This is a genomic window from Variovorax sp. Root434 (genome assembly GCF_001426595.1).
Classification (GTDB): domain Bacteria; phylum Pseudomonadota; class Gammaproteobacteria; order Burkholderiales; family Burkholderiaceae_C; genus Variovorax.
On the sequence record NZ_LMEK01000006.1, the window covers coordinates 377249 to 396311 of the forward strand.

Here is a 19063-nt window from a genome sequence, read left to right on the forward strand (position 1 = left end):
TGAGCATGTCCGCGCGCGCGCCCTTCGCCGAAATCGAAGCCATGGTGGATGCCGGGGTGTTGGGCCACCTGGCGAACGCCATCGCGACGGTGGCGGGCGTCGACGTGCCGGTCATCTTCGATGTGCCCTCTGCGCGGTCCTTCGACGGCCAGATCGACGCCAGCGCACCCGAATGCAGCGGGTCCGCCGAGCTGCTCGCGAACGTCGTGCGCGGGGACACCATCGTCCTGCGCGGGCGCAGCTACGAGGTGGTGACTTCGGAGCCTGACGGCGCCGGATTCATCCGCCTCGTGCTGGGGAGCCTCTGATGCTGGCGCTCGAACCCGCCATCGTGCAGCGGCTGCGCGCGAGCCTGGCCGAAGCGTGGACCGTGAAGGGCATGTTCTCCGACGCCGGAAAGCGCGAGCCAGACCTCTTTGCATCCGTGATGTTTGGTGATGCGGATGTGCCGGCCAGCGAGGTGCCGGGCGTGCTGGTGCGGCCGTTGTGGTTTGTCACGCTCGTTGGCAGACGCGCCGATGCAGAGGCCGCGCCGCAGCTCGACAGCGCTTTCGCGCTCGTCATCGAGGCGCTTCACGGCTGGGCGCCTGGTCAGGTCACCGGCAGACGCTGGGAGCGCCTTCAACTGGTGCGCGTGAAGCCGCCACCTTTTCTCGAGAACGGCCTTGTCGGGATCGAACTCGCTTTTTCTACTTCCGCCCGCTTCGACGGGCAACCCTGAAAGGATTCCCATGCCCATCGTGCACACTAAAACAGAGCTGTCGGCCCCGCGTGGTCGCCTGCGTCTGGACATCATGAACGCCCTCGAAGAGCTGACGGGCGAGGAAGAAATGGGCAACTGCCCGAGCTTCGTTCTCACCATCGACTCCGAGAAGGCCGAGGAATTCTCGGCCGAGACCGCCGCAAGCGAACTCATCGGCACGCTGACCGGCAAGGTCAAGCGAACCGCCAAGATCACCTGCAACAACATGAGCATGGCGACCTATCAGCGGTTCCTCGCGGCCACGAGCGAGGTCGTCGTGCAGTCGGCCGTGGCCGTGGCTGGCGAAATTCGCAAGGTAGCGCCGGGCAAGATCTATCAGCTCGGCCAGACCACGGCGAACCCCATTGGCGTGCGCAACGTCACGGCGGTGAGCGTGAAGAGCGAAGACGGCACCACGCCCTACGAGGCCGGTGTCGACTTCAACGTCGATCCCGAAACGGGCGCCGTGCAGATCATCGTCGGCGGCGGCATCACGGCGGGCAATGTGCAGTTCGGCTACACGCCCGTCGCCGGTTCGTACACGCGCCTGAAGACTGGCGGCAACACCTCGTTTCTCGCCGCCGTGCGCGTGGTCGCCGACAACGCCTCGGGCAGCCACAAGGATTGGTACATGCCACGCGTGAGCATGACGCCCTCCGGCGACCTCCCCATCGTGTCGAACGACGTCGAGTTCGTGAAGGTCGAGTTCGACGTGGACGTTCTCAAGTCCGCGAACGCCGAAGCGGTCTACGTCGGAGGCCGCCCGGTCGCCTGACCTTAGACGCCCGTCCCGCGCCTGGCCGCGGGGCGTGATGACGCATGCGGCTTCGCGCAGAGGCCGCATGCGCCGCCACCGTCCATTCCCTGATCTTTCCTCCCCATGGCATTCAAGCCGATTCAGATCGTTATCAACGCCAAGGACGATGCGTCCAAAGTGTTCGACCGCCTGCAGGCGCGCGTGATCGCGTTTGCCGCGCTCGTGGCCGGCTACTTCGGCATTCAGCTCTTCGCGGGTTGGATCAAGGGCGGCGCCGACTTCGAGCAGGCCATGAGCCGCGTGCAGGCCGCCACCGGCGCCAGCGCGGCCGAGATGCGGATGCTGCGCAAAGCGGCGCAGGAAGCCGCGGCGGATGTCCGCTATGGGTTCACCGAGCTGCAGGCCGCCGGCGCGCTGGAGAACCTCGCGAAAGCCGGCCTTAACGTTCGCGACGCCATTGCCACGCTGCCAGCCGCGATGCAGCTGGCGCGTGCAGGCGATATCGAGCTGGGCACCTCGGCCGAGTATCTGACGAAGATCGTCAACGGCCTGGGCCTAGCCTTTACCGACTCGGGCCGTGTGGCCGATGTACTCGCGAAGGGCGCCAACGCCACGAACACCAGCGTCACCGGCCTGGCGCAGGCGCTGAGCTATGCGGCGCCATTGGCGAACACGCTCGGATTGAGCCTTGAAGCCACCGTCGCGATCATCGGCAAGTTCGCCGACGCCGGCATCGACGCGAGCCGCGCCGGTACGGCGTTGAACAGCATCCTTGCGCAGTTCTCCGACCCGGCCAGCAAGTTCCGCACAGAACTGGCCGCGGCCGGCATCACGACCGGCAACTTCGAGAAGATGCTGCACGAGCTGGCCGCGGCGGGCCCGGCGGGGCAGCGTGCGATTGCGGCCGTGGGGCAGGAGGCCGGCCCGGCACTGCGCGCTCTGTTGAATCAGGGCGTGGACAAGCTCGATGAGCTGAAGAAGGCGCTGCAGGGTGCCAAGGGCAGCGCAACCGAGACGGCTGCGGTCATGCAGGCGAACCTCAACGGCGCGCTCAACGGGCTGCGCACCGCGTGGGATTCGACCGTCAACGCGCTGACCACGCCCATCCTCCCGGTCCTGAAGCAAGGTGTGGAGCAGTTGTCCGGCGCACTGCGCTCGGCCGTGGCCGATGGCACGGTGGGGCGCTTCGGCACCGCGTTGGCGACGGCGTTCAAGAACGGCATCCAATGGGTGCAGGCCTTCATCGCAAGCGTCGATGTGCCCGCCATCCTGGCGAAGGTGCAGGCGCTGGCCGACCGTGCCGGCGCGCTGCTCGACAGCTTCGGCCAGAAGGCACAGACCACCGGCAACATCGTGCAGACCGTGTGGGGCGTCATGGTGGCCGGCGCCAACGTCGTGCTGGCCGCGATCTACAAGCAGGCCGAAGGCATGGCGACGGTGGTCAGCGCCGTGCAGACGGGCCTCGCGCTCATCATGTCGGGCCTGGCGAAGATCACCTTCGGCGCCGTGTCCGCGGCGTTCAAGTCAGCCGCCGAAGAGGTGCGCACCTCGGCCGAGGCCACCGGTGCGGTGGCGGATGCCTTCGGCGAGAAAGCTGGGGCGGCATTCGACCGTGCGGCCGAGGGCGCGGAACAGGCGCGCGCCGGCTGGGCGGGCCTGACCGGCGACGCTGCGGCCACCACGGCGGCAGCGGCCAGCGGTGCGGCGGCGTTCACCAACATGGCGATGGAGATGAAGGCCGCCGGCGACACCGCGCAGGAGAGCGGTCAGAAGGCCGCCAGCGCGGCCGAAACGCAGAAGGTCAAGGCCGAGGAAGCCCGCGCCTCGGTCAAGCGCCTGCATGCCGAGTACGACCAGGCCATTGCCACGGGAAATCTTGAGCTTGCGGCGCAAAAGCTCGACGAGCTGAAAAAGGCCAATCTCGCTGCGGCCGACGCGGCTGTCACCAACAAGAAGGCGCAAGCCGATGCGGCGGCCGAGATCGATGCGGCATTCCAGCGTGCCGGCATCCAGACGAAGGCGCAGCTCGACACCATCGCCAAGACCGCGCTGCGCGACTTCGAGATGATCCGCGACAGCGGGCAGGCGACCGCCATCGGTCTGGGTGAGGCGTGGAAGCGTGCCGCCGAAGCCGCCATCGCGGCAGGCAACGGTGTTGCCCCGGGCTGGGTGCAGGCGCAGGCGGCCATGCGCGGTTTCGAGGTCACGCTCGACAGCGCCGGCCGCTCGACGGTGAAGCTCAAGGATGCGCAGACCGACGCCACGCAGGCGGCGAACGGCCTGGCCGGTGCGCTGCGCGATGTGACCAACGCTCGCGAGCGCGACATCGAGGCGCGCGAGAAGGCCAACGCCCTGAAAGAGCGCGAAACCGCGCTGGAGAACAAGCGTCTCGGCCGTGATGCAAGCGGTTTCTCCACCGACAAGAACGGCAGGACCGTCAACGCCGGCAGCGACCTCGGCACCATGACAGGTATCGCCGCGTTCCTGAAGAACGCCGGCGTCAACGACGACGCGACCGCGCGTCGCATTGCGCGTGAGTTCGCCGACGAGAAGGGCAACGTCCAGTTTTTCAACAACCCCGGCCAGAAGAAGTACGGCGGCGACACGCTGAGCTATGCGCTGCTGAAGGCCGCCGAGAAGATCACCTTCGGACAGGGCGGACCGGCCGACGGCGTGCCCACCACGATCCCAAGGCCGGAGAGCAGCCGCACGGTGCGGCTGGAACTGAACCTCAACGGGCGCGACCTGGGCACAGTCAACACCGATGCCGCCGGTGCCGGCGCCATCGAAGGTTTGTTCTCCGAGCTTCGCGCCGCGCGCGGCAGCGCTTCGAGGGGTTGAACGTGGCAATCACCAAGTTCCACACCCTCGGCGCCATTCAGATTCCCCGCGGCATGGTCTGGGTGGACGAGTTCGCATGGAGCGCCTACGAGCGAGCCTCGGAACGCTCGACCACCGGCGCGCTGTTGCTCGATGGTGGCCTGAAGAAGAAGGGCCGCCCGATCACGCTGCAGGGCCAGCAGGACGCCGGCTGGATCAGACGCCAACCGCTCGAGCAACTGGTCGCCCTGGCCGATACCGCGCTGTTCGACACCCATGTCCTGACCCTGGCCGATGGCCGCGTCTTCAACGTGAAGTTTGCGCCCGTGGATTTGCCTGTCTCCGGCGAGCCGCTGGCGCGCCCCGAACTGCCCGCCGCCGACTACCCCTATGTCGCCACCGTGCGACTCATCACCGTATGACCATTCTCGAATCCGATATCAAGCTCGTGGCGACCCAAGTCATGGACGACGTGCCCGAGGGCGGCGGTGCGCCGACTTCGACCGTCATCCCGGACGGCAAGAGCAATGCGATCTTCAAGGATATCAGCGAGGTGGACCGCGCCCAAGGCGACGTGTCCATCATGAAGGTGGCGGCCACCGTGCAGACGCTCAACACGGATACGGCGCTCGGCGGCACAGTCATCATCGCGCGCCCGCCGCTCGACCCGAACGTGTCGGCCACGCTGTTCGTCACGAACGACTTCTTCGACCGCCGCGCCGCGATTCAAAGCCGCATCGAGGCTTACACGACGCCGGGCGAGGAATTCACCGGGTACCTGCTCGCGAACCATGTGCAGGGCCAGCGCTCGATGTTGATCTTCCAGCGGCCCGGCGTGACCCCGCCGAACGTGAACAGCACTTTGCAGATCAGCGGCGGCGGCGTGAGCGAGGCCGCGCGCCTCAGTGCCGTGAAGGTCGAAGCCCGCACCTACAGCTACTCCACGGGCAACGGTTTCGTGGACTACCAGGCGCAAGTCTGCGTCTGCGAGCTGCAGGATGGCCTCAAGCACGACTACGTCGGCACCGCGGCCAATCGCCTTTTCGAGCGCACGCCGGCCGCGGCGGCGATCAACCGCATGCTGGTGGCCGACGCGGCGCGCTTCTACGGCGTTTCCCGGCTGGTGGTCAACGCCACCACCGGCGACCTGTCGGTGAAGGTGGACCGCATCGACACGCAGATCGCGCCGACCTCCACCACCGAGATTTCGATCACCGACACCTCGGCGGCCGGCTCGTCCATCGCGCTCGTGCGCTCGGGTGCCGGCACCGTCACGCTGACCACCGGCGCGCTCTTTGGGCCGAATGCCACGCTCACGCTCGGCAATCCCTTCTACGCCGGCACGCTGTCGATTGCGACCACCGCCGGCACCATCACCGATGACGGCGGCCGCCTCAAGCTCGGCGCACTCACCATCGGCACCGCCTCCTATGTCGGCGGCACGCTGACCTTCGCGAGCGATGCGCCGCAGATCGGCGGCTCGAAAGCCATCACCTTCGGCCCGGCCGCGGCGCCGATTGAACTGGCCGATTCGGCGTCCATCGCGGTCACCGCGGAAAACCGCCGCGTCAACTATCCGCTGACCATCCTTCCTCCGCCTGCGCCTGGCACGCTGCGCGTCGCCTACCGCGCCGGTGCGAACTGGTACGAGCTGGCCGACGATGGCGCCGGCCGGCTGCGCGGCGCAGATTCGAGCATCGGCTCGGGCACGGTGGACTACACAAGCGGCACCGTCGCGCCGACGCTGGGCGTGCTGCCGGACGTGGGCAGCGAAGTGCTGTATTTCTGGGGCGCGAAGGCCAACTACCGCGACCGCAGCGGCGTGCTGCCCGCCGCGGTGTTGATCCGCCTGGCGCTCGACAATGCCGCCGCGCAGGCGACCACCATCTCGGTGGACTGGAACGACGGCGCGGCCCGGCATGCGAGCGACAACGGCAGCGGCGCGCTCACGGGCGATGCCAGCGGTCCGGTCAGCTACGCCACCAGCACCATCGACCTGAAGCCGAGCACGCTGCCGGCGTCGTCGGTGGCCTTCACCGTGGGCTACACCCACGGCGCGCCGGAAACCAAGGCGTTCCCTGCGCCGGCCCGGGATGTCGATGGCGGCATCACGCTGAACCTCGGCAAGACCAACATCGCGCCGCGCTCGCTGGCCCTGAGCTGGAATCTCGTGCTGATGTCGACCGGCGGCGTGCCGGCGGACATGTGGGTCCCGCAGAACTTCGCCTCCACCAAGACCATCACCGACAACGGCAATGGCAAGCTCGTGGACGGCGTGGGCGTCGAGTTCGGGACGATCAACTACGCGACGGGCGTCGCCAAGCTCTACCCCGAGGCGGTCGTGACCGTGCCGGTGCCGCAATGGGCCGTGAACCAGCTCGGCATCTTGGGCACCGTGCTTTCACCGAGCCTGCCGGGCGCCTTCCGCAACACGCTCACGGGCTACACCTATGTCCCGCTGAATGCCACGCTGCCTGCCGACAGCTCGGCGCTTGTGTCGGCCGATTTCCGGGTGGCCGGCGCTGGCACCGCGAAGAGCCAGGTCTTCAATCAGCCCAAGCTGTCGATTCAGCTCCTGCCGAATGCGAGCGAAGTCGGCGTGCCTGGGAGCGTCAATTTCACGGTGGGCGGGAAGACCTACTTCGACCGGACCGGCGCGCTCTACACCGACCTCGACCCGGCCACCGGCGCGGCCACGCACGCCGGCACCTACGACTACGCCACCAACACGGCCAGTCTCGACGCCTGGCCGGCTTCGGCGTCGAGCACCGTGACCGTGAACAGCCTGTTGACGGCCCTCAACGGCCAGCCGGTCGAGTACGTGGTGTTTCGTACGCCCGTGGCACCTATCGCGCCAGGGACGCTGCAGCTCCTGGCGACCAAACTCAACGGCGGCACCGTCAACGTCACGGCCGACCTCACGGGCCTCATCAGCGGCGCCAACGTGCGCGGCACCGTGGACGCCTTTACGGGTGTCGGCAAGGTGCGCTTCGGTGACTGGGTGACGGCCGCCGGCCACGAGTCGGAGCCGTGGTACGACCCGGAAGCGGTCGGCAGCGACGGCAAGATCTGGAAGCCGGTTCCCGTGTTCGCAAGCACGATCCGATACAACGCGGTTGCAACCACCTCGCTGCCGGTGGATGCGACGTTGCTCGGGCTGGATCCGGTGCGGCTGCCGGCGGACGGTCGCGTGCCGATCTTCCGCAAAGGCGGCCTCGTGGTCATCGGCAACACCAAGCGCCTGCCGGCAGCCGTGGTGTCGAATGGCCAGACGCTGAACGCAGGTCGGGAACGGCTCTCGCGCACGCGCCTGATTGGTGCCGATGGCCTCGCCATTGAGAGCGGCTACACGCGCAACCTCGATGCCGGCACGCTCATCATCACGGACGCCTCGGACTTCGCGCAGCCCGTGGTCTACGAGCACACCATCGAGGACATGCTGACCGTCACGGACGTGTCGATCGATGGCCGCCTTTCCTTCGCGAGCCGCCTCACACACGACTACAGCGCCGGCGACACCTATGTGAGCAGCGCGGTGCGCATGGGCGACGTGAAGGCGCGTGTATCGCTGCTGTTCGATCAGCAGAGCTGGACCGGCGCATGGTCGGACACCCTGATCGGCAGCGCAGCCGACCCGACTTTCAACGACATCGATTTCCCGATCACCGTCACGAACAAGGGCGCTGTCACCGAGCGGTGGCGCATCCAGATCAACGGCAGCGGGACTGCCTACAGCCTGATCGGTGAGCACGTCGGCCAGATCGTGACCGGCCAGAGCCTCACGGCCGATTGCGAGCCCATCGGCCCCTCAGGCGTGCCGTACATGCGCATTCCCGCGGCCGGCTTCGGTTCAGGCGGTTGGCCCGCCGGCTCCGTCATCCGCTTCAACACCGTGGCGGCCACGTTCCCCTTTGTCGTCATTCGCACTGTGCAGATGGGCGCCGAGACGGTGCTCGATGACTCGTTCGAGCTGCTGGTGCGCATCGGCGTGGACCGTCCCTGATTCAAGAAAGAGAGCAAAACTCAAATGGCATCCGTAGTCGATACCAGCGTCAAAAACTTCAACAGCACCATGTCCGGCATGCCGCCGTTCAACGGCGTGGCGGGCGCGACCATTGCGCTACTCGATGCAGTACTCGTGAACGGCGTCGATCTGAAAAATGCGACATCGCTGACGGTGGCCGGTGGCGTTGCGACACTGGCCTTCACGGGCGCGCACAGCGCCCAGTTGGATTCGGTCGTTCTCGTGACCGGCAGCAGCATCGCCGCGCTCAACGGCGAGCAAAAGGTCACTGCCGTAGGTGCAGGCGTCGTGAAGTTCGCGACCGCGGCGGCTGATGGTGCGGCCTCGGGCTCTATTTCTTTCAAGATGGCGCCGGCCGGGTGGGAGAAGGTCTATGCCAGCGCCAACAAGGCGGTGTACCGCAGCCTGGACCCGGCAAGCACCAAGATGCTGCTGCGCGTGGACGACACCGGCACCACGGTTGCCCGGCTGGTCGGCTACGAATCGATGACCGACGTGGACAACGGCGCGGGCCCGTTTCCAAGCGCGGCCCAGATCGTGGGTGGAGGGTGCTGGGGAAAGAGCATGGTCGCGAACAGCGTAGCTGTGCCGTGGGCGATTCATGCGGACGCCCGTCTTTTCTATTTCACGCCCCTGTCCGGCTATTCCACCTCGACCGCGAATCTGGGCGGTGTCACGCGCTTCTTCGGTGACATCGTGCCCGAGAAGCCGGGTGGCGATGCTTTCGCTTGCGGACTCAGCTACTCGATCAACAACACACCCAACTCCGCGCCAGACGGTTCGGTTTTTGGTGCGGGTAATACCGCCGGGACGGCCTTCCCTCGCTTGCACACAGGGCTGGGCTCTTCGGTGGTTCAGATCATCTATCCGTACACGGGGAGTCAATTGGGCAGCGCGATTGCGTCCGGCAGAGATACTCTGCTCGGGTCCTTTCCGAGCCGCGTCAGCGGGTCGCTGCAGCTATCGAAGAAGTTCGTCAATGGGGCGGGATTTGCGGAGCCTCGCGGGGACATGCCCGGTGCCTACCATGTCCCCCAGTCGCTCGTGTTCGACTCCTTCAAGCAGCTCGACAGGATCCCTGGCACGGGCTTGTTGGCGGGCCGCGTCTTGCAGGCCGTTTCGTGCCTCGATGCCTCTACATCGCCCTCCAATGTGTCAACGTCGGGCAATTGCGGAATTGCATTCATCGACATCACGGGGCCGTGGCGGTAAGCGATGGCAGCACATCGCTACTGGCGCGCGACCAACATCGAGGCATACGGTGTTGCGGGTCTGGACATCACGGAGTTCCAACTGCTCGCCGGGACTGCGCGCGTCGATGCTTCGGCCGCGCTCACATCCAACGTCGCGCCTGCAACCGGATCGCTCGCCAATCTGAAGGACGACGACACAACGACGGGTGCGACGTGGGGAGCGCAAGAGCTTAAGACGCTGGTGTTGTCATGGGACTTCGGGAGCAGCGGCGATGTTGCCGTCACTGACATTCGCATCGGCGCCGCGGCCGAGGCGTCGCGATTTCTCCTGATCGCTCGCATTCAGTTCTCGGACGACGGGACCACCTGGACGGAGTGGGCGACTGCAACCGGCATCGCGTGGCCTGGTGCGCGCGCGAAGACTTCATCGAATCCCGGTCCACTGGACCCTGCGGGCACGCTCGTGCTGATTCACTTTGACGGTGCGAACGGCGCGTCGTCGGCGACCGATGTGAAGGGCCGTGCCGTCACGTTTCGTGCCGGTGCGGTGCTTTCGACAAGCTCGCCCAAGTTCGGATCGGCTGCCCTGTCGCTCGGTGGCACAGGTCGGGGTGACGGCCTTGGTCCAACGCAGGACGGCGTGCAGGTCGCAGGCGGCGACTCTCTGGCATTTGGAGCGAGCGATTTCACGCTCGAAGGCTGGGTCTATCGGTCCATCACGCCGATCTCTTTTGCGGTCCTATGGGATTTCCGTCCGATCGGAACGAACGGGCTGTACCCGACGCTGTACGTGAACGCCAGCAATCGTCTCGCGTTGAATGTGAACGGCGCCGACGTGATCGCGCAAAGTTCGGGTTCGGTGCCTTTGAACACTTGGGCTCACGTGGCGCTAAGCCGTGCGTCTGGCGTCACACGCTTGTTTCTTGATGGCGTACAAGTGGGCTCCAACTACGTCGACGCGAACAGCTATCTCGCTGCGCCAACGATCACGATTGGTGCTTCTGGCTACGACCTCGTGAACGGTGGGTGGGGCGGCAAGCTGGATGAATTCCGATTCAGTCGCGGCGGTCTGTACGGTGCCAACTTCACCCCGCCTGCGGAGCCCTTCGGCGGGGGCATCCTCGTCAACCGTGTTCAGGGGCGTGCGGCACCCGTGGCGGTACTCCGCGTGCCGACGGCGACATCTCAATCTCTTCCCTATGGTCAAACGAAGGTGGCGCAAGTCGTCAAGGGACGCAACGACTATCTGACGGGAGTGCTCGGGCAAGGCATCGGCCGGGTGCGAGGTTTCACGCTCGACTACGTGAACCCGCTGAACAAGCCATATCCGTGCCGCGTTCGGCTGATGCGCGAAGCCGATGGCTTGGTGGTGCGTGAGCTGTGGAGTGGTGCCGATGGAAGCTACGACTTCCAATGGATCGACGAGCTGCAGAGCTATACGGTCCTGGCGTACTACCTGGCGCACGGAAAACTCGCAGTCGTCACCGATGGCCTGACCCTTGCCAATGGCAAGGTGGAGCTGATGCCATGAACGTGCTCGCCATCAATGCGATGTTGGCCGGGCCGGGCCTCCTGGCCTACCTCGGCGAGGGTGCCCGCTTTCTCGCGTACGGCGGTGTGCAGCCGGCCGAAGGCGGTGCCGGCACCGCCTTGCTGGCCGCGGCCGTGCTCGCACTGCCGGCGGGTGCCGTGGAAAACGGGCGGCTCTCGCTCGTGCAGGCCAACACAGCGGGCGATCTGGCCGTCGCAACGGGCATCGCGACATGGGGGCGGCTCGAAGTGGCCGGCGGCACGTGGGTGGCCGACTTCAGCATGAGCGGGCCGAGCGGTACGGGGCAGGTCAAGCTCGTGGTGCAGAACCCGCCGGAAGGCGACCCCGAGGCGAAGCTGTATCAGGGCGGAACGTTCTTCATCGGCGAGGTGGTCATCGGTGGCCAATGACCTCATCTTCCGCCGGCCGCCGCCCGGCGGCCCGCCGAATGTTCTGGTGTTCGGCGAGCCCGAGGAAGCGAGCGGCGCGGCCTATGCGATTGGGCGCATTCCGCTGCCGAGCTTCTTCATGTCCGGTGCGGCCATGGTCACCATGCCGCCCGTGGCGACGGCCGCCGGCGGCATCCCATTGCCCGCGTTCATGCTGAGCGGCACCGTGCGCTACGACAGCGCCACGCAGCGGCCGCTCGTGGGCAAGGTTTCTTCCGGATGGCAAGTCGCGGTGCCGACCAGCGCCGCGGTCATGACGCGGCACCAAAGCGCCGCGCGCGGAAGTGCTGGCCGTGTTTCGCGGTGGCAGCGCGCCGAGGTCCGGGCGGGCGCTACGGCATCGGTATGGCAGGAGGCCGGCCGGGCGCGCAACGCTGCAACGGTGCGGCACCAGGCGGCGGGCTCGGTCTCGACCTCGGCCGCGCTGCGCTGGCAGGAAGCGGGCCGCGCCCGCAATGCCGCGCGCGTGCGGTGGCAGGCGGCGCAGCAACTCACGCCGGCGGCGCTGGCTGTCCGGTATCAGGAGGCCGACCGCCTGCGGCGCGCCGTGCGTTCCGACTGGCAGGAAGCCGAGGATCTTGTGCATCGGCATGGCGAGGGCTTCGGCGTGGCGCAGCTCATCGAGCGCGGATGGCTCGCGCGCTGGCAGGCCGCCATGGCGCCGCTGCCGGGGCGTTCGGTCCTCGTGCCGCCCGAGGTCGATCCCTGTCACGTTCCCGACACCACGCTCGTGTTTCGCGGGAAGCAAACGCACAACACGACGCTCATTTTCTTTTGCGAGCGGCACGCGCCGCCGCCCGGCACCGGACAGACCGTGGTGGTGCCCGTCTTGGAGGTCTATTCCGTGGAAAACAGCATCGCGCTCACGCGCGTGGATGGCGGCGACATCATCGAGGCCAAAGGCTTTTCGATGTCGCTCGATGCCGACTCGTGGACCTGGCAGTGGAGCGCCACGCTGCCGGGCTCGGCACTGCCACTCGTGCAAGAGGACGGCAATGGTGATCCAGCCGAGCTGCTGGCGATGGTCAACGGCGTGCCGTATCGACTCGTGGCTGACCCTCCTGCGCGTGATCGACGCTTTGCTCGCACAGAGGTGCGCGTGCGGGGTAGGGGGCGTGCCATGCTGCTCGACAAGCCCTATGCGCCAGAGCAGAACTTTTCATCTGCATCGGGGCGCACGGCCGCGCAGCTCATGGCGCTCGCGATGACGATCAACGGTGTCAACAACGGGTGGGCCATCGATTACCGCATCGCTGATTGGTTTGTGCCCGGCGGGACGTGGGCCTTTCAGGGCTCACCGATTGCGGCGATGCTCGACATCGCGACGGCGGCCGGCGCCATCGTGCAGCCGCACAACACCGAGCCAACGCTTCGCGTGCTACCGCGCTACCCGGCTGCACCGTGGATGTGGCACACGCTCACGCCCGACTACGTATTGCCCGCCGATGTTGTCTCGGTCGAAAGCATCGAATGGGTGCGACGGCCTGCCTACAACCGCGCATTCATCTACGGCGCCACGCGCGGCGGCGTGCGCGGCGACATCACGCGCAGCGGCACGGCTGGCGACTACGACGCGCCCATGGTCACGCATCCGCTGATGACGCACGCTGATGCCGTCATTCAGCGCGGCCTTGCCGAACTGAGCAACACGGGGCGGCAGGCGCATGTAAGCCTGCGCATGCCGGTGCTGCAGGAAACCGGATTGATCCTGCCGGGTTCACTGGTCAGCTACGACGGCGGAGACGCGCAGCGCCTTGGCCTTGTGCGAAGCGTTGCGCTCGAAGAGTCCTGGCCGACGCTGCGCCAGACGATCAATGTCGAAACCCATGAGGAGGTCTGAGCGTGGCACGCAATCTCTACAGCGCATTCCTTGAACTGCAGCCGGCCAAGCTGCGGCAGATCGCAACTGTGACGGCCATCGATGGCGACATTGCGCAGCTCGTTCTTCCCGGCGGGGGAGTGCTCACCGCGCTCGGCGTCGGCCAGCGCGTGATCGGCGCCGAGGTGTTTGTGCGCGATGGCGTGATCGAGGGCGATGCGCCCGCCGACATGCCGCTCGTGCAATTCCAAATCTGAAGAGAGAAGAGGCCATTCATGGACATGGGCGACATCGCCGGCAATCCGATCGCACAGCTTGCATTCCTCATTCTTTCAGCCGCCGGCGGCTATCAGGTGTGGCGCAAGCAGCAGCCGACCGATGCCAAGGAGCGGGCCGACAGTGAGGGCCAGATTGCGGCCCTGGGGACGTGGAAGGAACTGCTCGAAGGCGAGCGCGCGGCGCGCGCCGAAGAGCGTGCCGCGCGCGTGAAGGCCGAAGAGCGGGCCGACAAGTTCGCGGCCGAGCGCAACGAAGCATTGAAAGAGCTGTGGGAGATGAAGGGGCAGATCAAGGCAATGAACGACACCCTTGCCGCGCAGACGGCCGAGCTGAGTTCTCTGCGCGATCAGGTCCGCCAACTGAAGGAGCAACTGCATGCACAGTGATTCGCACATCGATTCGGATCGCGCCGCGCTCGAAGTCTTGCCGCGCGTGCGCCCACCGCGCCAGTGGCGCCGGTTCTTCGAAACCGTGGGCGTCGTCGGAAGCCTGTTCCTCGGCGGCTTCGGTTCGGGCTACTTCTGGGCGGCCCGCACGGCCGAAGCGCAGATGACGCGCCAGCGCGAGGACCACCTCGCGGAGATTGCCCGGCTGCGCGAGGCCTTCGGCGACCGCCTCTCTTCGCTTACGGGCCGCGTCAACCGCGCGGCCGACACCGCGGCGAGCGCTGCACAGACCGCGGGTGAAGCCGCGAGCACTGCGCAGACCGCCGCACAGACCGCCAACCAGGCCGCGAAGACCGCGGCAAAGGAGTTCAAGAAGCCATGATCGACACACAGACCCTCATCGAATGCACCGGTGCCACGCGCGCCAACGCCGAGCGCTACGTCTTGCACCTGGCGGACGGCATGAACCGCTTTCGCATCCACTCGGCCAATGCGATGGCGTGCTTTCTGGGGCAAGTTCCGGTCGAGTCCGACGACTTGGCGAAGGTCGAAGAAGACCTCTACTACACGACGCCGGCGCGCCTGCGCGAGATCTTCCCGAGCCTGTTCGTGCAGGGTGGCTATCGGGCCGAGGACTACGTGCGCAATCCGCGAGGGCTGAGCATGCTGCGCTACAAGGGTTTTCATGGGCGCGGCCTGATCCAATTGACCTGGGAGGACGCTTATATCGCAGCGGGGAGGGCGCTCGGCTTTGACTACCGCGGCAAGCCCGAGCTGCTGCTGCAGCCGCAGCATGCGGCGCTGTCGGCGTGCTGGTTCTTTGCTGTGTTCAAAGACTGCTTGCCGGCGGCGGAGCGCGGCGATGTCTACGACATCACCGGGCGCGTTAATGGGCCGAAGCGGCTGAAGCTCGCCGAGCGCAAGGCGGCCACTGCTCGGGCTTACAAGGTGCTCAGCAAATGAGCGCGTGGCCCTGTGGCCCTTCTCGCCGGAGCGGTACATGAGCAAGTTCCTTGACATCGTACCGTCGTGGCTATGGGCGCTGCTGCTGGTGCTGGCCTTGGCATTGGTCGGCATCGAGCGCACCCAAGTCCTGAAGGCGAAGGCTGACTTATCCAAGGCACAGAAAGCCGTCTCGGACGAAAAGCTCGACCGTCAGGCTGAGAACACCCGCCGCGCGCTCGCCGCGCTCGATGACCTGCAGCGCGTGATGGCGATGCAGGCCGCCCATGCCAAAGCTCAACAGGAAAACGTCAATGCCTACGAAAAGAAACTGGCTGCTCTCGATGGTCGCCGCCTCACTGCTGCCAGCGATGCTGAGCGGATGCGCCAGCAGTTCACCGCCTTTGCCTCCCGTGATCGGGACCAAGCCGCAAGCGACCCCGCTGCCTGCCAGCGTGTCGCAGATCGATCCGCAGTCCTCGCAAGCCTGGCTGCACGAGGTCGAGAGCTACTTCAGGGAGGTCGATTCATTGTCGAGCAGCGAGATGCCGAAGTAGGGTTGTTGCTGAGCATCGTCGGCAACGACCGTGAGCTGCTGGGGCCCTAGTTTGGGTGGCCTGCGACGCTGAGGTAACGGCAGGGTAAGACATGGGCATGTGACCGCGCGGCGCGTACTTGACGCAATGGCGCGGAGCTAGCGGCGTCGTGTACCGACAACATGGGCTCAATAGATTTTGCGTACTTTCATATTCAGCCTTTGACGCGCGCTGTCTGCGTAAGCCATTTGTCGTTGGTCGCGAGCAACCCTTGAGTTATCTTGTAACTATCTTGAACAATCGTCGCGGCCGGTAACGTGCATCACGTTGCGCGGTTTGATTGCCCAAGCAGCACGCCGATTGAGCTTGATCGCAAAGAGATTCGACCGGTTCGAGAGAACGAAGTAAGTCCAGGGAAGCACGCATGCCAGGAGCCCCAGCAGAGCAGAGCGCGATTGGTATTGGTCGTGATGACCTTCTTCAGGCATTGCCTGTGCGTTGCTGCCGGCTTGGGCGGGCTATGGAACGTGTGGTGCGATTTCTCTTGGGCGTACTGCTGGCCGTGGTATGCAGCCATGCGTCTGCGTCTATTGCGACGACGCGGGGTTTCACGTACTCGTGGTCTGCCAATGGCCATACAGGTGGCCCGTCCACCGACCCGGCGTCTCTTTGTCCCGGCATGACGGATGCTTGGAATGCAGTCTATGGGTACGTGCGCTTTACCGACTGGTTTGTGGATTATCCGAACGGTCCTGCCTCGCAAGCCTACTGCGCTTTTCAGCACGTTTGGGATCAGTCGGCGCATACCTCGGATAGTTGTTACAGCCACCGCTGCGGTACGCCCGGAAATCTTGATGCGACCTATGGCCCCATTTGTCCCGCGAACAGCACGCTCAAGAATGGTGCGTGTTCCTGCAACTTCCCTCTTCAGCAAGATGCAACCAACACGTCTTGCATAGCGGCCGCTCTGGAGCCTCCGTCTTGTCGGATCGATGGCGCCAATACCGCGACCCCAATTCTTCCGGCGACGGGTGAGAAATACCGCTCCGAAACCGACTGGTCTGATTCCGGTCCCGGTGCGTTGTCCTTCACGCGCACCTACCGCAGCAACTGGGCGGGCGACTCGACCCGGGCTAGCAATCCTATGGGCCAAGTCTGGGCGCACAACCACAGCACCAAGCTGGTCGCCTCGCCCACATCGGCTCCTCTGGGCGTAACCATCACCACCGGCGAAGGTTATGTGCGCACTTTCGGCAAGCCAGCCGGCGCTACAACTTGGAGCGCCAACAACAGCGTTGACACGCTGACACAGCAGTCCTCCGGCGGCTGGACCTACCACCGCGCCGACGACGACGCCACGCTCAGCTTTGACGGCTCCGGCAAGCTGCAGACCGAAGCGGATCGCAACGGCTGGGCCACTGCTTACGCCTACAACGGTGCCGGCCAACTGGCTTCCGTCGCGAACGGCTTCGGCCGCACCCTCACCCTCGCGTACAGCGGCGCCGGTCAGTTGACCACTGTCACAACACCAGATGCGCGTGTCATCGTCTACGGTTATGACGGCACAGGTCGCCTGTCCTCGGTCATGTATCCCGACGGCAAGGCCCGCAGCTTTGTCTACGAGAACGCTTCGTTTCCTCAAGGACTCACCGGCATCCTCGATGAGAGCGGCATGCGATGGGGCACCTTCGCCTACGACAGCACAGGCCGTGCGATCAGCACCCAGCTTGCGGGCTCCGTGGACAGCTACCAAGTCAGCTATCCCTCGACAGGCTCTGCCACGGTGATCGATCCCCTGGGCACGAGCCGCAACTACAGCTACGGCACCACGCAGGGCAAGCTCGCCGTCACTGGCGGCTCGCTGCCCTCGGGCGAAGGCAAGAGCGATGCCGCGNTGGGCACGAGCCGCAACTACAGCTACGGCACCACGCAGGGCAAGCTCGCCGTCACTGGCGGCTCGCTGCCCTCGGGCGAAGGCAAGAGCGATGCCGCGACTCGCGTGCAGGATTCCAACGGCCTGATCACTTCGGAGACCGACTTCAATGGTGTGATCACGACGACAGGCTGGGATGTTGTCCGTCGTTTGCCGACCACCGTGGTCCATGCCTCCGGCACACCCGATGCCCGCACGGTCACGACCCAGTGGCACGCGACGTTCAGCTTGCCGACGTTGGTGACGGAATCTGGCCGCACCACCGCCTACACCTACGACGCCGTCGGCAATATGCTGTCGAAGACGGTCACCGACACCGCCACCAACAAGGCCCAGCTCTGGCAGTGGACCTACAACACGTCGCAGTTGGTCGACACGGCCACAGAGCCCAATGGTGCCGTCACCAGCTACACCTACGACCCCCGCGGTAACGCCCTCACATCGACCAACGCCCTGGGCCACGTCACCAGCTACGCCTACGACAGCGCCAACCGCGTCGTCAGCATCTCTGCCCCCAACGGCCTCGTCACCACCTACACCTACGACCCTCGCGACCGCCTACTGACCCAAACCGTCGGCGGCCAGACCACTGTCCTGACCTACAAGCCCTACGGCACCGTCGAGACAGTCACGCTGCCCACCGGCCTCGTCCTGACGTATGCCTACGACGCAGCCCACCGCTTGATCGGCTGGAGCAACAACCGAGGCGAATCCGGCACCTACACCCTCGACGCCATGGGCAACCGCACCGCCGAGCAGATCAAGGACAGCGCGGGCAACGTCGCCTGGAGCGTGGCGCGCACCGTCAACAACATCAACCGCCTGTCGGGCCGCACCGAAGGAGCTAATCAGAGCAGCACCTTCGGCTACGACGCCAACGGCGAACTGACCCGTTCCACCAACGGCCTGAACCAGAGCACCAGCTACGGCCTGGACAGCCTGCGCCGCGTCAAGGCCGTGACCGACGCAGCCAACGCCAGCGCCACCCTCAAGTACAACGCCCTGGACGCCGTCACCGAAGCCAAGGACTTCAAGGGCGTGGCCGAGGCCAGCGCCGACACGGGCGGCGCCAGCACCCAGTACGACGCCCTGGGCCTGCCCAGCCAGATCACCGACGCCCTCGGCCAGGCCACCACCATCGCGCGCGACCTGCTCGGGCGGCCCACCAGCCTGGTCTTCGCCGACGGCAAGACCACCACGCTGCGCTACGACCTCACGGCCAACAGCAAGGGATATCTCTCCGAGATCGTCGACCGCAGCGGCACCACCGAGTACACCCGCGATGCCTTCGGCCGCGTGACCCTCAAGAAGCAGACGCTGATCAACGGCAGCGTGCAGCAGGTCAGCTATGCCTACAACCCCAACGGCACCCTCGCGAGCATCGGCTACCCCAACGGAGGCGGCACGCTCACCCACGCCTACGACGCCACCGGGCGTCTGACGGGCCTGAGCCTGAACGGCAACCCCCTCGTCAGCGGCATCGCCTGGAACCCGCTGGGCCAGCCCACCGCCTGGACCTGGGCCTTTGCGAGCCCGAGCCTCGGCGCCAGCCGCAGCTACGACACCGCGGGCCGCCTGACCGCCACCGAGTTCAGCAGCTACGTCTACGACGCAGCCGGGCGCATCACGAGCCTGACGCAGAACCTCTGGCA

The 19063-nt window shown here is 66.0% G+C and carries 16 protein-coding genes; all 16 read left to right on the forward strand.

Translation table 11 applies throughout. The features are described from left to right. The first annotated feature begins 5 nt into the window (after nt 1–5). Nucleotides 6–308: a hypothetical protein gene (locus tag ASD05_RS08495; RefSeq protein ID WP_056590312.1), complete on the forward strand. Its 303-nt coding sequence runs from the start codon at nt 6–8 to the stop codon at nt 306–308. Then, nucleotides 308–721: a hypothetical protein gene (locus ASD05_RS08500; RefSeq protein ID WP_056590316.1), complete on the forward strand. Its 414-nt coding sequence runs from the start codon at nt 308–310 to the stop codon at nt 719–721. The genes ASD05_RS08495 and ASD05_RS08500 overlap by 1 nt, the downstream gene beginning before the upstream one ends. 73 nt (nt 722–794) lie before the next feature. Beyond that, nucleotides 795–1517, forward strand: coding sequence for a hypothetical protein (locus ASD05_RS08505; protein ID WP_235507903.1), 723 nt, complete (start codon nt 795–797; stop codon nt 1515–1517). 105 nt (nt 1518–1622) lie between these two features. Further along, nucleotides 1623–4340 (forward strand): phage tail tape measure protein, encoded by a 2718-nt coding sequence (locus ASD05_RS08510; RefSeq protein WP_056590322.1) that lies wholly within the window; start codon nt 1623–1625, stop codon nt 4338–4340. 2 nt (nt 4341–4342) lie between these two features. Beyond that, nucleotides 4343–4741, forward strand: coding sequence for a hypothetical protein (locus ASD05_RS08515; RefSeq protein WP_235507904.1), 399 nt, complete (start codon nt 4343–4345; stop codon nt 4739–4741). Then, the gene (locus ASD05_RS08520) at nt 4738–8322 is read left to right on the forward strand and encodes a hypothetical protein (RefSeq protein WP_056590325.1); all 3585 of its coding nucleotides are present in this window, start codon (nt 4738–4740) and stop codon (nt 8320–8322) included. The genes ASD05_RS08515 and ASD05_RS08520 overlap by 4 nt, the downstream gene beginning before the upstream one ends. A gap of 24 nt (nt 8323–8346) precedes the next feature. After that, nucleotides 8347–9555, forward strand: a complete 1209-nt coding sequence (locus tag ASD05_RS08525) for a hypothetical protein (RefSeq protein WP_056590328.1) — start codon at nt 8347–8349, stop codon at nt 9553–9555. Nucleotides 9556–9558: 3 nt separating this feature from the next. Further along, complete coding sequence (locus tag ASD05_RS08530; RefSeq protein WP_056590330.1) at nt 9559–11067, forward strand: LamG domain-containing protein; 1509 nt, start codon at nt 9559–9561, stop codon at nt 11065–11067. Then, the gene (locus tag ASD05_RS08535; protein ID WP_056590333.1) at nt 11064–11477 is read left to right on the forward strand and encodes a hypothetical protein; all 414 of its coding nucleotides are present in this window, start codon (nt 11064–11066) and stop codon (nt 11475–11477) included. The genes ASD05_RS08530 and ASD05_RS08535 overlap by 4 nt, the downstream gene beginning before the upstream one ends. Next, nucleotides 11467–13356: a hypothetical protein gene (locus ASD05_RS08540; protein WP_056590336.1), complete on the forward strand. Its 1890-nt coding sequence runs from the start codon at nt 11467–11469 to the stop codon at nt 13354–13356. The genes ASD05_RS08535 and ASD05_RS08540 overlap by 11 nt, the downstream gene beginning before the upstream one ends. Nucleotides 13357–13358: 2 nt before the next feature. Next, on the forward strand, nt 13359–13592 hold the full coding sequence (locus ASD05_RS08545; protein ID WP_056590339.1) for a hypothetical protein: 234 nt from the start codon (nt 13359–13361) through the stop codon (nt 13590–13592). 18 nt (nt 13593–13610) lie between these two features. After that, nucleotides 13611–14000, forward strand: a complete 390-nt coding sequence (locus ASD05_RS08550) for a hypothetical protein (protein WP_056590342.1) — start codon at nt 13611–13613, stop codon at nt 13998–14000. After that, entirely contained in the window at nt 13990–14382 is a 393-nt protein-coding gene (locus ASD05_RS08555; protein ID WP_056590345.1) for a hypothetical protein, read from the forward strand. The genes ASD05_RS08550 and ASD05_RS08555 overlap by 11 nt, the downstream gene beginning before the upstream one ends. Continuing rightward, the gene (locus ASD05_RS08560) at nt 14379–14963 is read left to right on the forward strand and encodes a glycoside hydrolase family 19 protein (protein WP_056590348.1); all 585 of its coding nucleotides are present in this window, start codon (nt 14379–14381) and stop codon (nt 14961–14963) included. The genes ASD05_RS08555 and ASD05_RS08560 overlap by 4 nt, the downstream gene beginning before the upstream one ends. 37 nt (nt 14964–15000) lie before the next feature. Next, nucleotides 15001–15549: a hypothetical protein gene (locus ASD05_RS08565; protein WP_056590350.1), complete on the forward strand. Its 549-nt coding sequence runs from the start codon at nt 15001–15003 to the stop codon at nt 15547–15549. Nucleotides 15550–16157: 608 nt separating this feature from the next. After that, nucleotides 16158–17372, forward strand: a 1215-nt coding sequence (locus ASD05_RS30655) for a DUF6531 domain-containing protein (RefSeq protein WP_235507905.1), incomplete at its 3' end; no start/stop codon positions are given. Nucleotides 17373–19063 lie beyond the last annotated feature (1691 nt).

Coding starts and splice junctions, on each gene's coding strand:
- ASD05_RS08500 (WP_056590316.1), top strand. CDS start 308: ATGCTGGCGCTCGAACCCGCCATCGTGCAGCGGCTGCGCGCGAGCCTG.
- ASD05_RS08510 (WP_056590322.1), top strand. CDS start 1,623: ATGGCATTCAAGCCGATTCAGATCGTTATCAACGCCAAGGACGATGCG.
- ASD05_RS08505 (WP_235507903.1), top strand. CDS start 795: ATGAACGCCCTCGAAGAGCTGACGGGCGAGGAAGAAATGGGCAACTGC.
- ASD05_RS08535 (WP_056590333.1), top strand. CDS start 11,064: ATGAACGTGCTCGCCATCAATGCGATGTTGGCCGGGCCGGGCCTCCTG.
- ASD05_RS08525 (WP_056590328.1), top strand. CDS start 8,347: ATGGCATCCGTAGTCGATACCAGCGTCAAAAACTTCAACAGCACCATG.
- ASD05_RS08560 (WP_056590348.1), top strand. CDS start 14,379: ATGATCGACACACAGACCCTCATCGAATGCACCGGTGCCACGCGCGCC.
- ASD05_RS08565 (WP_056590350.1), top strand. CDS start 15,001: ATGAGCAAGTTCCTTGACATCGTACCGTCGTGGCTATGGGCGCTGCTG.
- ASD05_RS08495 (WP_056590312.1), top strand. CDS start 6: ATGTCCGCGCGCGCGCCCTTCGCCGAAATCGAAGCCATGGTGGATGCC.
- ASD05_RS08530 (WP_056590330.1), top strand. CDS start 9,559: ATGGCAGCACATCGCTACTGGCGCGCGACCAACATCGAGGCATACGGT.
- ASD05_RS08555 (WP_056590345.1), top strand. CDS start 13,990: ATGCACAGTGATTCGCACATCGATTCGGATCGCGCCGCGCTCGAAGTC.
- ASD05_RS08550 (WP_056590342.1), top strand. CDS start 13,611: ATGGACATGGGCGACATCGCCGGCAATCCGATCGCACAGCTTGCATTC.
- ASD05_RS08520 (WP_056590325.1), top strand. CDS start 4,738: ATGACCATTCTCGAATCCGATATCAAGCTCGTGGCGACCCAAGTCATG.